The organism is Paenibacillus sp. S28 (assembly GCF_016624415.1).
Classification (GTDB): domain Bacteria; phylum Bacillota; class Bacilli; order Paenibacillales; family Paenibacillaceae; genus Paenibacillus_AQ; species Paenibacillus_AQ favisporus.
In genome coordinates this window covers 181,975-198,176 of record NZ_JACVTM010000001.1, presented here as the reverse complement: position 1 = coordinate 198,176, position 16,202 = coordinate 181,975, and the positions used below count along the sequence as shown (strand labels likewise).

Genomic DNA, 16,202 nt, shown 5'->3' with positions numbered 1-16,202 from the left:
TAAGCCCTTTCAGGTACTAATTATAGGCGGCGGTTCCTATGAAAAATAGTCTTCAAATTTTAGTTAAGGTTTCTAAATTTCAGGTGGTATCCGGTGGTGAAGACAGAAAAAAGCCCCGAATCCGACAGAAGGTGCCGGAACCGAGGCTTCTAAACCTTAGTTTCTAATGTGGAGCGTTACAAGTTTTCATTGATTTATTTGACGACGTTGGACAACACGTCATCGATGATTTGCGTATTGGCGATCGTTCCCGAGTACAGCCAGCTGGAATGATCGTCAAACTCATACACATGGCCTTCCTTGACGGCCGGGATGTTGGCCCATACCGGATCCTTCAGCAGCTCATCCTTCGATACGCCGCGGCTGTTGACGATAAACAGATAATCGGCGTCCATTTGCGCGAATTTTTCCATCGAAACCTGGTTCCAGCTCACCGTGCCGGTTTTGGACAGTTCTTCTACCAGCTTAGGCTTCGCGAGTCCCAAGTCATCATACAGCACCGAGCCACTGGACAGATGGTCGCTTGAGACGTAGATGTCTTTGCCCGTCACCCAAAGTGCCGCGGCCGTATGCGTGCCGATGGCCTTCTGAAGCTGCTCCTTGGCGTCCGCCGCTTTCTTATCATAAGTTTGAACGGCTTCCTCTGCTTCCTTGCTCTTACCGAGAACTTCGCCGACCGCCTTCAGTTCTTCGCGCCAATTGTTGCTCTTCTCTTTACCTACGACGTAGGTCGGAGCGATCTTGGAGTACTGCTCGTACTTGTCGTCCGTCGCCATGTCCGCACTGCTCAGGATGATCAGATCCGGCGTAAAGCTCATGACGGCTTCATAGGGCAGGTCGTAAGAAATTTCCGGAATGCCGTTCAGCTGATCCTGCAGGTAATACTGCACGGAACCCTTGCCAGTCGACCACTGGGCAACCGGTTTGACGCCAAGCGTCAGCAGGTGGTCCTCCAAATAGGAAGCGATGATCCGCTGCGGATTCGCAGGCACTTTCACTTCATGACCAAGCGCGTCCGTCAGCACGCGTTCCTGCTTGGTATCCGCAGTGCTGTTACCTCCTGCCGCTGCCCCCGAATCCGTTGTATTCGAATTGCCGGCTTTATCGCCGCAGGCGCTGGCCAATACAGTAAAGCTCATCAGCAGCACGAGCAACAGTGATCCTTTAAGTTTGAATTTCATGATTGTATGTCCCCTCCACTGGTTCATCTATATAGAATGAACTAAAGAAATGCAAAACTTTAGTTCATTCTATCTAGGCTAGAGTCTTATTATTTTTACGAAAACCTATATGTACATCCATGATCCATCCGGTTTTACGTGAAAGATATCTCTTTAAGTATCATAAGTGATAATGAATCTCATTATCAAGTGTTTTTTTCGTGACAGTGACCCGTCTTTGGGTATACTTGGTATTAAATAACCCACAGGAGCGAGAAATATGAGAAGAAGCGGTGCCATATCATTAGGCGTTGCCCTTATCTGCTGGACTGCGTTTATCCTCATTCTCTCATTGGGCACCATACTGCTAAATATGATGCTGATCTTATGCCTGTTGTATATCGTCTTCATCGGAAGGCTTATCTCTGAGGTCTAGAATTCTGCATGTCCCTCCGATGAAGTTCCAAATGCCGCCCTTCCTAGGAGCTACTTAATGTCAATCCCAGCTCTCATTTATGGAGGCGAATCAAATTCATTAAACCAATCAGCACAGCCGTGCCTAAGGCAAGTAGGACCCACAGCGCGTCTCTGAACGCAGTAACGTACCCGTGGTGATCCGCCAGAGTATAAAACACACCGCCTAATATCGCTATCCCTAATGCCTGAGAGATTTGGGTCATCGTTGTCAGGATCCCCGAGGCAGCGCCTGAATCTTGCTGGCGGATTCTGAAAAGTATCGTCTGAAGCAGCGGGGGAGCAATGACTCCCTGGCCCGCTCCCACAAGGAGCATAAGCAGATACAGCAGCGTTTTGCTTAAATGTTCTCCCGATTCATATAATAGACCGATCAGCGCAAAATCGCTGACCAGCATCAGGATCGCGCCCCAATATACGACTTTTTCGGAAAAAGCCTTGACCAGCTTTTGGGCAAGCATGGATGATACGGCAAACCCGATTCCGAGCGGCAGAAAAGTTAAGCCTGACGCCAGCGGCGATAGTCCCAGTCCCTGCTGAAGAAACAGGACGAGAACAAAGTATAAGCCGGCGTTGCCGGAATAATAGGCTAATGTCACCAGCAGACCTCTTGTAAAAGCGGGGTATTGAAAAAGAGACAGCTGAATGAAAGGTTCTCTTCCTTTCTGCTTCACATGGCGTTCATAGTTCAGACCGAGCGAGATGACAAGTGCCGCCAATGCCAAGGATGCATAGGTCCACCAGGGCCATCCCGACTCTCTTCCGCTGATCAGCGGGTATATCAGGAGCAGCAGCCCCGCTGTGATGGACGAAAGACCGATGATGTCCAATTTGACGACGGGCGAATCCGAGCGTGATTCTTTTAGTACGATCATGGATCCGACGATTGAGATGATTCCGAATGGAATATTAATAAAAAATACGTTCCGCCATCCCAATCCTGCGATGTTCCATTCCAGCACAAAACCGCCTATCACTTGCCCGGCAACGGATGCCAAACCGATCACCCCGCCGTATATGCCCAGCTCAATCCCCCGTTCTCTTCCGGTGAAATGCACCTGAATGGTCGATAGAACCTGCGGAATCATCATGGCTGCCGACATGCCCTGGAGTACCCGCGCGGCAATCAGCAGCTCAGCACTTGGGGCCATGCCGCAAAGAGCGGATGCAACGGTGAAACCTGACATTCCCCAGAGAAACATCCGTTTTCTCCCCCAATAATCGCCCAACCGCCCGCCGGTCACCAATAAAACGGAATAAGCGATCGTATAGGAAGTCACCACCCATTCTACCTGCCCGTCGGTTGACGAAAGGCCTTTTTTAATATCGGGTATCGAAACATTCACAACAAATACGTCAAGTATTGCCATAAAGGTCGCAAGCAGGATGACGGTCAAAGACCACCAGCGGTATCCCGCTACAGAAGGTGAGGCTTGTCGGCCTGTTAAAGTTTGATTTTCCATATCCTTTTCTCTCCTTTAGTCCATGTATGCAGCTGCTGATCTGATTATATGTGCTAAAATGGAGAGGAGTAAGTACGCACATTTTTGTGGTACAGTATACTTCTTGTAACTCATGGGGAGGGATCGGGTTGAAGAAAAATCCGGAATATGGCGTACTCCGCGCCGAATATCTCCAGGGCTGCTCCGTCGAAGTCGCCTTGAATATCATTGGGGGCAAGTGGAAGGGGATGATCCTGTACACCCTTCTGGACGGCACCAAACGCTTTAACGAGCTGCGTCAGATCATTCCAGGTATTACGCAGCGCATGCTCACACTTCAGCTTAGGGAGCTGGAGGACTGCGGAATCGTCCAAAGAGTGGTTTATCCTGAGGTCCCCCCGAGGGTGGAATATTCGCTGACCGAGTTCGGCCAGACGATCAAACCGGTCATTCTGCAGATTAGGGAATGGGGCAGTTCTTATAAAAAAGCGATGGGCGGTCACCTTAAACAATCCAACTCCAACTAAGCACCGATTAAGATACCCCCTTATACGAAAACACTCCAGCAGTGCACAAAAAAGGAGGGATTATTCCCCTCCTTCATCCGTTGATCAATACCGCAAACGCCTCATACGGCCGCAGCCGCATCGCTTCGGATGGAACGGTGTCCGGATAGACGGATACCATTTTCTGTCCGCCTGTTATTCCATCACCCCGGAATGCCGCCTCCTCCTTGTTCATATTCGCTACGATCAGCAGCCGATGCTGATCCATGCTTCGTTTGTAAGCAAATATATCGGCATCCCCCACGTCAACCAATTCAAAGCTTCCACTCTCAAGCAGCTCGTGAATGACAGGGTCTTGGGCAAATCGCCCCAACTCTTGGTAAAAGTCGTCTGCTTCTTCATCACCGCCGGTCACAGGGCAGATCCGACCCTGCATCAACTGAACGGTCAACGCCATGCATTTGGCGGGCTCCATATTCCACTGTTGTTCCATTGACATTCCGCTGTGCCGCCACTGCGGAATTCACCTCCATCATGATGTTTCCTGGACGCCCGCAGCCGCACGGGACTGGGTCCGGCGCTTTTTCCAAGTAATCGACAGCACCGCGGATCCCAATGCGAGCAGGACGAAAATAACGCCAACCCAGGCATTGTAATACACCGACGATCCTTCGATCACCATACCTCCAATCGCCGACCCTAGAGCAATACCGATATGGGAAGCCGAACTGTTCAAGCTCTGCTGGATGTCCGGCGATTCTGGTGCCGCTTTGATCAGGTAGCTCTGCATTGAAGGAGAGATCGACCAGCTGAGCATGCTCCAGACGATCATCACGATCAGGCAGACATACACCGAAATCGTAGATACCGGCATCAGCAGCATGGCCACGGCAAACACGCTGACAATGGTCAGAATGCTTTTCTCAGGCCCAAACCGGTCGGTGACCCAGCCCCCTGCCCCGCCGCCAAGAACAGCCGCGATGCCAAAAATAAAATAAAACAGGCTGAGCATGGAAGGACTCAGGTGCAGCGTCTCCTGCAGAAACGGCATAAGATAAGCATATAAGGTCAGGTGACCGGTCAGCATCAAAATCGTAATCAGCTGGCCAAAAATGATTTTGCCGTTTTTCAAGGATGCCAGCTGCTTTCGCAGCGGCACAGTCTCGCTGGGAGGCGTTTTGGTAATAAAAATTTGCACCGCGATGAACGATATAACGGCCAGAATGGAGATCATGACAAACGGAGCACGCCATCCAAAAGCGTTGCCCAGCATCATGCCCACAGGTACGCCCAGTACGAGGGAGCCGCTGACTCCCATAAAGATAACGCCGATTGCCCGGGCTCTGTACGCCGGTTCCGCCATCTGGGAAGCCATCGTGATAGACAGCACGGTGATGAGCGCGGCGCTCGCCGCCGACAAAATTCTCGCGATCACCATCATCGTAAAATTCGGGCTGACGACCGAAAGCACATTGCCGGCAATGAAGACCAGCAGGGCGCATTGGTACAGCAGTTTACGTTCGACCCTCGAAGCTGCCGCCAGAAGCACAGGCCCCGATACGGCAAATACCACGGAATACAAAGTGATCAACTGCCCGGCTGTGCTCACCGAAATATGAAGGTCCGATGAAACGAGATTCAGCATCCCCCCGACGATCAGCTCCACCATTCCGGTCACGAAGCAGGCGATCGCTAAAATGTAAATTTTAAAATTCATGCAGCATGTAACTCCCCTCTGTAAAAATCTCTCTGTTCCATGTTTGGTTTGGTTACTACTGCAATGGTAACCTAATTCAAAATGAGGATCAACCCCTATTTTTTGCATACAAAAAACGAGTGGATCCGGGTCCACCCGTTTTTCACGTGACGCGCTTAATATTTCAACTGAAGCAACTCCGTCATAATCTCCTCGTCGTTCAGCAGAATATCATTGTATTTGCCTGTTATTTTCGCCAAGAGCAAATCGTGATGGAAATAGTCCGTAAACACGCGCACAAACGGCTGTGACTGGGTCTTGATCGCCTGCCACGAATCATTCTCCACGCCGGCGAATACGACCTCGAGGTCGTCTACGATCAGCAGCCTGAACCGCTCCAGCATGACATGCTGCTCGCTAGGCTTCATCGGGACGATCTGGGGCAGGCCATCAGGCGTATCGCCAATCACGACACCCTCCACTTTGACGCCATTTTGCTGCTTCTCCAGCAGGATAGGCAGATACTTGTGGAAATCGTCCTCCCATGCCGAAAACCGGATCGAGCGCTCTGCATTCTCCATCATCTGCTTTAACTGGGATCCGATCGATGAGTCTGCCTTCAAGCTCCAGACATGGTCGTCGATGACTGCCTTCTGAACCTTAAGCTGCTCCAGCTCCTGAATGTCCGACTGAAACTCTGACGTTAATTTTTCGATTACGAGCGGAAGAGGCAATGCGGTATACAGCTTCTTTTTTTCCGAAACGGATTCCAGCACCATCCCCTTCTCCACCATCCGGGAGATCACTTCATATATCTTCGCCTTAGGCACGCCGGAATGCTTCACGATCATCGTGGCGTCCATCGGCTGCTCCGCCGAAGCCAACGCCTCGTACACCTTGCTCTCATATTGTGAAAATCCGAATTTATGTAACATGACTTTTATCCCCGCTCCCCTTGCTGCTTGGTCGGTGCAATCTTCAGCTTTGTTCCGGAGGCGCAAGCAGGAAGCTTCTTACCGTTTGGTCAAACCGCTCCGGCTCCTCCACATGCGGCGCATGCCCGGAGTGAAGGAACTCCACGAACCGTGCTCCCTTAATGGCATCCGCGATTTCCCTGCCCCACTCCGGCGGATTCAGACCGTCGTATCTCCCGCTGATGATCAGCGTCTCCGCCGTAATCCGGCCATAATCGGGACGGAAATCAAACCCTTCAAGCGCCCGGTTGGAAGCGGCGTTCTGCTCCTCCGTCAAGCTTGTTCCACCCTCTTGAACATGCTGCATCCACACTCCGACCAATGAGAGATTGTGAAACATGTACCGGCTTAAATGCTGCACCTTTGCCGGGGTATCCATACCTTCCAGTTCCTCGGCATGCTCACTGAATAAACGGGCCATAGACGAGGTCCTGCCGTTGGACTTGGGCGTGACAAGCACCAGCTTCTCCACCCGCTCCGGAGCGGCAATGGCGACTCCTTGCGCGATATAGCTTCCCATCGATCCACCCACCAGGTATACCTTGTCCAGCTTCAGGAAATCCATCACCGCGATGACATCCCGAACATGATCCGAGAGACTGTATTCTGCCGGCTTATCCGACAGGCCATGCCCTCTGGCATCGATGGCAATGACGCGAAAATCAGTGCTGAACGAGTGAATGACGGATTCCATCGAGTGAACGTCCAGGCCAAGCCCATGCAATACAATCATCGGGAAGCCGGTTCCTTCATCGACATAATGGAGCTTGATCCCGTTAACGAAAGCTTCCATACTTTCCCCTCCCCAACCGGAATGAGCTTATTTTACCATTCTCAGCAGGGAAGGCAAAGCAGCTTTCTAAGCATGCTCCCCCTCCTCCTCATGCACGGTTTGCGATTCAAACAGATGCGCCTCATGATAATTGACGTCCAGCCTTAAATTGTTGGCCAGCGCCCGGCTGATCTCACCCGTTTCGAACAACCTTTGAATTTCGTTCCGCTCCGACTGGATCGCCTTGAGTTCTAGCTCCCGGCGGACCGCATCCATCTCTTCAGCCCGCTCCTCGTGTGCAGGTTCCTGTGTCAGATGCAGCTCCAGTCCGCGGTAATCGGCAATAATCATGGCGATGGTGTCCCGGTTGCCCGATGTCTCGAGCCCCTTAACCCGCTCTATCGCAGCACGGATCGCTTCCAGCTTCAGCGCCTTATAAGCATTCCACTTCGGGTGGTCTGGGGTCATGCGGGCTTTTTTGTGTTTGCTGCCTTGGAACAGCCGGGTGATGGCCGACCATCCGACGATCATCAGCTTCTTCACCTTGAAACGGGTGGACAGCAGCAGCTCGATCTGCGATATCGTGGCCTTGAACCGATCCGCAAGTTTTGGCGATATCCGCTCTTCCTGCAGCCATCGGTCCGCGGTTTCCTTCTCCGCCTCAAGCGCCTCCAGCCGGATTTCCACAGCCTCTTTCCATAATCTGTTCATTTCCGCACGATCTCTGAATCTGCACATCTGCAGCCTGCGGGAATACGCAGCGATCAGCTCGATAGCCTGCTGCCGGTTTTCATCGTTTTTCTCCTCTTTGACCGTTCGGAGACCCGCCTCAATGACACGGATGCGCGCTTGTCTCTCGGCATCCTCGGCGAGAGCGGAATCCACCTGGGGACCGCGGGTCAGGATGGGCAGTAACACGCTGGCACTGATCAGGGTCAGCAGAATGACGCCTGAACAGATAAAGAGGATCAAGTCCCGTTCGGGGAAAGGACTGTTGTCGGCCAGTGTCAACGGAATGGAGAAGGCCGCCGACAGCGTCAGGGCTCCCCGGACACCGGACAACGCTGTCAGCACGGCGGACCGGAATTGGCGGTTCGATGCCCATACCCACACAAAGCGAAGGACCATTAATACCAGCGTAATCAGCACGATATAGGCAATGGATTGGCCGTTATTGTATGCCTTGTCCTGCCATACCGTCCGGATGACGCCGGGAATTTCGAGTCCAAGCAGCAGAAACACGAGACCGTTCAAGGAGAATAGGATGACCGACCACGTGCTGTCGGAAACGATGCGCAGGCGCGCCGATCCCGTCCTCATCCGGTCCCGTTCGATCGCATGGGTTACACCGGCAGCAACGACGGCCAAAATACCGGATACGTGAAATTCTTCAGCAATCCAATAGATCAGAAACGGTGTCAAAATAATAATCAGCACATGTAATGTGACATCTTCCATCCCAAGCCTGCGCAGCAGCATGCGGAGCCAAATCGCCAGGAAGCCGAGCAGCGCTCCGACCACAATCCCGCCGACCGCGATCACGATAAAGCTGCCAATCGCCCGCGGCAGGGAGAAATGGCCGGTGACGGTTGCGGCAATGGCAAAATTAAAAGCAACGAGGCCCGAAGCGTCGTTCATCAACGCCTCACCTTCGAGCAGGCGCATGATGCGGCCCGGGAGCTTCACCCGGCCGGACAGCGAGCCGACGGCCACCGCATCGGTCGGCGACAGAATGGCCGCCAGCGCAAAAGCCGCCGACAGCGGGATGGCCGGAATGAGCCAGTGAATGAACGGCCCTGCAATCAGCACGGTGGCAAACACGAGGCCGAGCGCCAGCAGCAGAATGAACGACCGCAGCTGCCACAACTCGTCGCGGGGTGTCATTTTTCCATCATTAAAGAGCAGAGGCGCGATGAAGAGCAGCAAGAACAGTTCGGGATTCAGCGGTACATGATGCACGCCGGGAATGTACGTGACCGCGACGCCAAGCGCAATCTGGATCAGAGGCACCGGGACCGCCGGGATAAAGTGATTGATAACGTTTGATATGCCGATCAGAATAAGAAGAACGATGACCATCAGTAACAGTTCCATAGTGATTTCCTGCCTTCTTTCTGCCAAATGTCGATATGGCTAACATTCCCGGAAGGGGGATAATTCATGAGTTGAAGTCAGCCGATCCGGCAGGGATAAATCATGAAAGCAAAACCGGCTGTATCACACAGCCGGCTGTCTGTCTAATGCGTATGCAGTTACCGATAAGATGCCTGATACAAATCAAGCTGTTACGGCGTGGGAAAGGGAATGCTCTGCGCGGTCCGAATCTGCTGCAGATCGACACGCAATTGCTCCTGCACGCTGAAAGGATGGTACAGCCCCTTGGCGATCGCGTATTTGGTAATCTTCTCATGCGTATCAATTGCCTGTTCCAATTGCCGCTCCAAGATGCCTTTGATTTCCGGAGTGACGCATTCCGTTACGGCCATCGCCAAATTTCGGACGCCGCTCTTGGCGCTGACCAGAAAGTCCATGGCAATCACATCGTCGGTTAGTTTGTTCGTGCCGGTCATGTATTCCAATACGGGATTCATTGCAGCGTCTCCTTTCCTTTGTTCAGAACGGCTGCAAGCTCGACCAGCTGGTCGGATGACATCGCGGCATCCTGCTGGAGAATGAGCTTGAGCTCAGGATCTGTGGCCAGCGCCTGCATCGTTTTGGACTTCGTCATACAGACCGTCTTGAAGGCGGCAATTTCATGCGCCTCCAACAATTCATGCATGGCATACGTTGGATTTATCAAGAACTTCACTCCCTTACGGCTTTAAAATAACTTTGATGCAGTTGTCCGTCTTCGTATCGAACATTTCGTAACCGCGTTTGGCTTCGCTGAGCGGGATGACATGCGTAATGATGTCGGCCACGTCGACTTTGCCGGACGCCACCAATTCATACATATATGGCATATAGTGAATGACCGGAGCTTGTCCGGAGCGGATGTTCACATTGCGCTCCATGATGTCCCCTAGCGGGAATCCGTTGTAGCGGCCGCCGTACACGCCTGTAATTTGAATCGTTCCGCCCTTGCGAACGGCCTGGGAGGCGATGACCAAGGCGCTCATGGTGCCTCCTTGCAGCTTTAAGCCGCTCGCCAGAAACTCGAGGTCGCTCATCTTCCCGTCCATGCCCACCGCGTCAATGACCACGTCGGCTCCGCCCTTGGTGATTTCCTTCAGGTATGCACCAACATTGTCGTGCTGCTCGAAATTGACAGTCTCAACATGATTGTTCTTTTTGGCATGCTGCAGCCGGTAATCCACATAGTCGACGGCGATGACCCGCTTCGCCCCTTTGAGCCAGCAGAATTTCTGGGCCAGAAGACCGACCGGACCGCAGCCGAGCACGATGACCGTATCTCCATTCTTTACGCCGGCATTGTCTACGCTCCAATAGGCGGTGGGCATCACATCGGCGATTAGAGCAAGGCTCTCATCCGGCCGCTCGCTGTTTTCCGGAATTTTGAAGTGCGTGAAATTGGCGAATGGAACCCGCAAATACTCGGCTTGCCCGCCCGGATAACCGCCAGTCGTTCCCGAGTAGCCGAAATACGCACCCATGTCCCCGTTGTCGTTCGAATTGTCGCACTGGCTCTCCAGATGATTTTTGCAAAAAAAGCATTCCCCGCATGCGATGTTAAACGGGATGATGACCCGGTCGCCTTTCTTCAGCTTGGTGACTTCGGGCCCCACTTCCTCCACTATACCCATCGGTTCATGACCGATGACGTAATCCTCCTGCAGATTGGGAATCATGCCGTGGATCAGATGCAGGTCGGAGCCGCAAATAGCGGTGCTGGTCAGCTTGACGATCATGTCATCCGGTTTTTGAATTTTCGGATCGGGGACGTCCTTGACGACGACATTTTTAACCCCTTGGTACGTAACGGCTTTCATCATGCTCGGCTTTCCTCCATATGTTCATCGGGCGTCCGGTCGAACATCCCTTTGCGCGAAGTATCTGCGGGAAACAGGTTCATCCCGGCAATCATGGCCGTGTTTTTGGCCGACAGCTGGTCCAGCTGGTACTGCTCGTGCAGCTCATACGGGTGAAACCATTTCTTACGGATCATCAGCTCGGTGATTTCCTGATGAAGGGCAATCCCCTGCTTCAGCTGCTTTTTCAGCAGTTCCCTCGCTTCTGTGGATACGGTTTCGGTCAGGGCAACCGCGGTATTACGAACCCCTTCCTTCGCCCGGATCAAAAAGTCCATAGCAAAAGTCATATCGGCCATCTCCGGCATGTTGAGCGAATTGATCGGATCTAAATAATCGTTGTTCATCAGAGTATCACCTTCAATTTAGGATGGGGGCAGGCTTGCTTTCCGGAACCGGAGCCTGAAACGGAGCTCGTTCATAAACGGCCTTCAGCTCGTTGATGGCCTGCGTGGACTGTTCAACGTCCTTTTGCATCAGCGCCTTCAGTTCTTTGTCAAAAACCATCCCCTGCATCAGCTTCGATTTGGCGACGCAGAGCGTTTTAAAATTCAGCACTTCATGAAGATCGATCGATTCATGGGGTGCAAGCGGAAAATCCTTCATGTCTGACCTGTACCTCCTTTATTTAACGATGTCTGCAAGGATAGGTTATCCTCCTGTGTATAGCTTGATTCAGTTTCCGAGGCACTCCCGGGATCATAAAATTTGCCTGCCGGGTTGCTCCTCACAAAAAAGAAGCCTCTGATAGAGGCTTCCACAGTTAATGGGTTAATGGAATGTTTTATGAACATATTTCAAGGCGCACTCTAGATGGTGATCCACGATACCCTGGGCAAGCCGCCGGTCGGGAAAGCCGCGGTGAAGCAGTTTTAAGCCTCCTCCGATTAAGGAGATATGGTGGTGCAAGCGGTAGAAGGCCATCCGGTCGGGATCCAGATGGTCCTGACGGAAATAGCGGTAATGCTCCCCGAACCGAAACTCGAGAAAGCTGTGCTCATGCTCAATGTCGAAATAGGTCACACCTTCAATATCGATCAGATATGGCTCCAGATTCGCATTCACCAAAATGTGGTCCGGTCCAAGCTCGCCATGAATCAGTCCGTAAGATGTCCTTGGACGAATTCGCGATGAACATTCCTGAAGGACGGACATGAGCCCCTTTTGAGCAGCCGCAATCTCAGGCAAATAAGAGGCTGCATACGTGATCTGCCTGAGGGCATTGTCCACCAGCTCCTGCTGGCAGGACTTCCGCGGAGGCTTAGTTTGACCGGGCCGCCCGTGCACATCTCTAGCACTATCGTGCATTTTGGCTACCATCTCCCCGATTTGCCGAAACAATCGCTGCTGCTCTGCCGTATCCGAGTCTGCAAAATAGTCTTCCGCTTTGCCGCCCCCAATACGTTCGACAAGCGCATAATCAAACGCATACTCCCGGCGCTCCAGATTAAGGTTATACAGTTCGGGTGTGGGAATGCCCAATTGGGTTAATACCCGGTTGTTCTCGCCAAACAAGTCGGCTCCATAGGAGCGCATATCATGATCCGAATGTTCGATTTCTTCCCGAAAGTAATTCATGGATAAATCCCAAACGTACAGCATACAGGAAAAACCGTTCAGAAAATCGAGCTGATAGACCACCTTCTGGGCCCCTCCGTTCAGCCGCGTAATCTGCGAGATCGCGTAACCCGACCCGAATACCTGCTTGGTATAATGCGTTAATTCCGTCTCGGAAAGATGACATGCATTTTCCATACTGTTTCCCCGTTTCTATGATTGGATTGCCGGCATCACCAACTATACCCCAGTCCCCTGCTGAAAATATAGACTGTTTCTTTCGGTTCTGTTATGATGTTGAATAAGGTCTGGTTAAAAATGGTCGTAAGCAAAAAGAGCTGTCCCGGAAGGTCAATGAACCTTGGGAACAGCTCCTTTTTATGTTACACGGACTTATCGGACTACCGTACCGAATGTAATTTTCATGCTCGGCGCATGGGCGAACGCAATCGACGGCGTATTGACCTGGGATAACAGGTCCTCGGCGATATAGAGTCGCTCTGCTTCCACCTGGGTTAGCCCCCGCTCAATCAGCGCTTGAATAAAGTCTTCCTCCTGAGCCGGGCATTCAAACTGCAAGTTGCTGAACAAAGCCCTCGTCTCCTCGGAATCCTGTGCCGGGTCGTAATAGTTCACCTTATCGCTGATTCTGCTCTCGATCCGGCGCAGCCCCAGCTGCGAAAAGTAAACCGGAAGCTTCATGCCGATGTTGGCGTCTTTTCCGGTCCGCAATGCATCCTGTTCATGCAGCTTCTGCAGGGGGCCAAGCGGCATGACTTCCGTAGATAAAACATCATCAAAATAATAGCTCGACATGGAAGCACAACCGTGAGGCTCGTAACAAATGACCGTTCCTCCGTCCTTCACGCTTTCGGCCATCTTGGCCAGCAGCTGCAGGGGATCGGATCTATGCATAAGCACTGCGTGCGATACGGCGACATCAAAGGCGCTGCCCAGGTCAGCATCCGTCAGCTCCGCCTGAATGAACTCGGCCTTCCAGGGCAGGTGAGCGTACAGCTCATTGGCCGACCCAATCTGTCTTGCTCCCGGATCGATCCCCGTATAAGTTGAGCCTTCCGGCAGGTGCGGAAGCATCATCAAGCCCAGCTGCCCGTAACCGCAGCCGAAATCGACGATCCGAACCGGTGTTTCCCATTTCCAAACCGATTTGACCAAAAACGCGATGTAGTCGTCATTATAATAAAGATTCATTCTCCGGCGCAAATACCCCATCTTCTCATCCCAATCATAAGACTCCACTGTTTCACACTCCCCGATTGTTCTGGTCATCCATATTGATACACAGTCAACAATAGTGGATATCCCTGGAAAAGTATAGCTTTAAAGTGGAGTCTGCGGGATATTTTTATGAGGCTTTGTCCGAATGACCATCGGTTAACGGTCGGTAGCCAAAGCAGGTGCTGTAAAGACGCAAAGCCCGGCAACTCAGGATTTATCCTGAAACTGCCGGGCTTTGCATTGTTCATGCTCTTGAATCGTTCACGAAAGATTCAATGCGAACACCGGCACGCCGATGCCCAGTACCCACAAGAGCGGAATCGAATTCACGATGACCGCCGCTCTCTTCCTCTTCTTGTAGAACACCCAGGCCATAATGGCACAGGCAATGGTGACGAGCGGGTAAACGCCGATCACGGACACCAAGGCGATGGCCGCTCCACTGATTCCACTATCAAACCCCATGAACGAAATCCCCCAAATCAGCAGCCACGGAATAAAACATAACACATAGATGATCTGGCTGATGACAAAATACGTCCGCATGACACTCCCCCTGGTTTGCGTTCGTGCAGGATCCTTCCGGCATCCCTCCACACCGAATTCATCCGGCGGGCTATGAGGTCATTTATACCATAAAATCTGTTTTCTCCATAGGAGAAAAAAAATCATGATCATTTCCAAGGCGACACGGAAATTCGACATTGTTTTCAGAGCCTATCCGATATAATGGCAGTAGATAAGGGCTTACTGAAATTTTACTTTTTTCCCTAGGAGCATAAACATGATCGTAAAACAGACAAGACACGTCTTGATTCCTTCCTTAACTACATTTATCATGTTATCTTCCATTCTGTTGGGCAAAGCCGACAGCATCTTTCTGCTATTTCTCTCCGGAGCGATGCTGACGGGGGTCATGATTTTTTTCGCCGAGTCCAGCAGCCGTTCCTTGCTTCTTCAATCCGTAAGCCTCGCCTTCTTCCATTGGAGTTCCCAGCTCAATTGGACGCAAATCATTTACTTTATATTAATTATTATGGAAACCCGAAATACGAGAAACTTGAAGTATACGCTGTCGCTGGCATTTGCTTATTCCATGTTGTATACCGTCATCCGGCTAAGCTACCTCCCCTGGGACCGTTACAATCTATTGGTTTCGGTCTACGATCTGGTTAGTCTGGTATTAATCGTCCTTGGAATGCGTTATCTCGTCACAACCGAGATTGAAAGAAAGCGGCTCTTGAGGCGAAACCAGTTTCTCGCATCACATGATCCGCTGACCGGGTTTTTGAACTACGACGGTTATGTCAGTGCCGTCAACGAATTAGTTGAAACGAAAAAATCGCCGTTTGTACTGATCCTGCTGGATTTTCAAGACTTTAAAAGCCTAAACAAGGAAAGCATCCGCGGCGGCAACGAAATTTTGACGAGAATATCGCTCATCATCCGGACTTACTTCCCGAGCGCCTTCGCCATTTCCCGTTATGCCGGGGACCGGTTTGCCATGGTGATCCCGGATACCGATGGGTCGCTTGGACAAGCCCAGGATATTCTTGAATCGGGCAAGCTTGGCTATGAGGTGACTTACAGCACGGCCCGGTTTCCCCGGGAAAGCACAACTTCGCATGATATTATCATGCTGGCCGAAGACCGGTTGTTTCAGAAAAAGAGGATGCTGTGGCTGAAGCGGGAGGAGGAAATGTTCCGAAGCGAAAAGCTGAAAATCGTCGGCGAGCTTGCTGCGGGCATGGCTCATGAAATCCGGAATCCGCTCACAACGCTGAAGGGCTTCATCCACCTGTCCAAATCGCAGTCGTACAATATCGGGCCATGGGTCGATATCATCACCAACGAGATCACGCGTATGAACGAGCTGACGGCGGAGTTTCTGCAGTTTTCCAAGCCCCATCTTGGCAACATCCGGCCCGAGCCCATCTCGCATTGCGTGGAAAGAGCGAGAAATTTAACCGAGTCCCAAGTGACTTCCAGAGGGCACAGCATCAGCATGGAGAATGTCAGCGATTCTGTCATGGTTGAAATGGAGCGGGATAAAATCGTACAAGTGCTGATAAATCTGGTGCGCAATGCCATCGAGGCGATGGAACAGCCGGGTCATATCCATATTCAGGTGCAGCAAACGAATTCGATGGTAACCATTGACGTGTCCGATACGGGAAAGGGGATCCCCGAAGACCTGCTCCCGAAAATCTTCGATCCGTTCTATACGACCAAGGAAGAAGGAACCGGCCTCGGCCTATCTATTTGCCATAAAATCATCCAGGATCACAACGGTACACTCACCGTCAAAAGCATGGAATCCGAAGGATCCGTCTTCACGATTACGTTGCCAGTATTGACCGAGGGAGCTTAATCGTCGATCCCTGCCATCGAAA

17 protein-coding genes are annotated in these 16,202 nt (G+C 51.8%); 2 read left to right on the top strand and 15 right to left on the bottom strand.

Annotation, left to right across the window (positions count from 1 at the left end):
- Positions 1-194: 194 nt before the first annotated feature.
- The gene (locus IAE55_RS00890; protein WP_200630662.1) at positions 195-1,181 is read right to left on the bottom strand and encodes an iron-hydroxamate ABC transporter substrate-binding protein; all 987 of its coding nucleotides are present in this window, start codon (positions 1,179-1,181) and stop codon (positions 195-197) included.
- Positions 1,182-1,669: 488 nt separating this feature from the next.
- Positions 1,670-3,097: an MFS transporter gene (locus tag IAE55_RS00885; protein WP_200630661.1), complete on the bottom strand. Its 1,428-nt coding sequence runs from the start codon at positions 3,095-3,097 to the stop codon at positions 1,670-1,672.
- A 128-nt stretch (positions 3,098-3,225) separates the two neighbouring features.
- On the opposite strand from IAE55_RS00885, the gene IAE55_RS00880 reads away from it, so the two are divergent.
- Positions 3,226-3,603: a winged helix-turn-helix transcriptional regulator gene (locus IAE55_RS00880; protein WP_234489216.1), complete on the top strand. Its 378-nt coding sequence runs from the start codon at positions 3,226-3,228 to the stop codon at positions 3,601-3,603.
- 73 nt (positions 3,604-3,676) lie between these two features.
- Here the strand turns inward: IAE55_RS00880 and IAE55_RS00875 are convergent, their stop codons facing one another.
- The 13 genes from IAE55_RS00875 to IAE55_RS00815 form a co-directional block, all read right to left on the bottom strand.
- Positions 3,677-4,081 (bottom strand): hypothetical protein, encoded by a 405-nt coding sequence (locus IAE55_RS00875; RefSeq protein WP_200630660.1) that lies wholly within the window; start codon positions 4,079-4,081, stop codon positions 3,677-3,679.
- Positions 4,082-4,114: 33 nt separating this feature from the next.
- Positions 4,115-5,299, bottom strand: coding sequence for an MFS transporter (locus tag IAE55_RS00870; protein WP_200630659.1), 1,185 nt, complete (start codon positions 5,297-5,299; stop codon positions 4,115-4,117).
- A gap of 155 nt (positions 5,300-5,454) precedes the next feature.
- Positions 5,455-6,213, bottom strand: coding sequence for a TrmB family transcriptional regulator (locus IAE55_RS00865; protein ID WP_200630658.1), 759 nt, complete (start codon positions 6,211-6,213; stop codon positions 5,455-5,457).
- A 43-nt stretch (positions 6,214-6,256) separates the two neighbouring features.
- Entirely contained in the window at positions 6,257-7,045 is a 789-nt protein-coding gene (locus IAE55_RS00860) for an alpha/beta fold hydrolase (RefSeq protein ID WP_105443327.1), read from the bottom strand.
- A gap of 66 nt (positions 7,046-7,111) precedes the next feature.
- On the bottom strand, positions 7,112-9,118 hold the full coding sequence (locus tag IAE55_RS00855; protein ID WP_200630657.1) for a Na+/H+ antiporter: 2,007 nt from the start codon (positions 9,116-9,118) through the stop codon (positions 7,112-7,114).
- Between the two features lie 191 nt (positions 9,119-9,309).
- Positions 9,310-9,615, bottom strand: coding sequence for a spore coat protein (locus IAE55_RS00850; RefSeq protein ID WP_105443328.1), 306 nt, complete (start codon positions 9,613-9,615; stop codon positions 9,310-9,312).
- Positions 9,612-9,821, bottom strand: a complete 210-nt coding sequence (locus IAE55_RS00845; protein ID WP_200631088.1) for a hypothetical protein — start codon at positions 9,819-9,821, stop codon at positions 9,612-9,614. Before IAE55_RS00845 ends, IAE55_RS00850 begins: the two co-directional genes overlap by 4 nt.
- Positions 9,822-9,837: 16 nt before the next feature.
- Positions 9,838-10,974: a zinc-dependent alcohol dehydrogenase gene (locus IAE55_RS00840; protein WP_200631086.1), complete on the bottom strand. Its 1,137-nt coding sequence runs from the start codon at positions 10,972-10,974 to the stop codon at positions 9,838-9,840.
- Positions 10,974-11,360 carry a spore coat protein gene (locus tag IAE55_RS00835; protein WP_105443329.1) on the bottom strand — a complete coding sequence of 129 codons (387 nt, stop codon included), beginning with the start codon at positions 11,358-11,360 and terminating at the stop codon, positions 10,974-10,976. The genes IAE55_RS00840 and IAE55_RS00835 overlap by 1 nt, the downstream gene beginning before the upstream one ends.
- 13 nt (positions 11,361-11,373) lie before the next feature.
- Entirely contained in the window at positions 11,374-11,619 is a 246-nt protein-coding gene (locus IAE55_RS00830; protein ID WP_105443330.1) for a spore gernimation protein GerQ, read from the bottom strand.
- 165 nt (positions 11,620-11,784) lie between these two features.
- A complete protein-coding gene (locus tag IAE55_RS00825) occupies positions 11,785-12,768 on the bottom strand; it encodes an aminoglycoside phosphotransferase family protein (RefSeq protein WP_200630656.1) in 984 nt (327 codons plus the stop codon).
- 195 nt (positions 12,769-12,963) lie between these two features.
- A complete protein-coding gene (locus IAE55_RS00820; RefSeq protein ID WP_200630655.1) occupies positions 12,964-13,830 on the bottom strand; it encodes a class I SAM-dependent methyltransferase in 867 nt (288 codons plus the stop codon).
- 240 nt (positions 13,831-14,070) lie between these two features.
- Complete coding sequence (locus IAE55_RS00815; RefSeq protein WP_105443333.1) at positions 14,071-14,355, bottom strand: hypothetical protein; 285 nt, start codon at positions 14,353-14,355, stop codon at positions 14,071-14,073.
- Positions 14,356-14,593: 238 nt separating this feature from the next.
- Here IAE55_RS00815 and IAE55_RS00810 point away from each other — a divergent pair, with 238 nt between their 5' ends.
- On the top strand, positions 14,594-16,180 hold the full coding sequence (locus IAE55_RS00810; RefSeq protein WP_145157050.1) for an ATP-binding protein: 1,587 nt from the start codon (positions 14,594-14,596) through the stop codon (positions 16,178-16,180).
- The last annotated feature ends 22 nt before the right edge of the window (positions 16,181-16,202 follow it).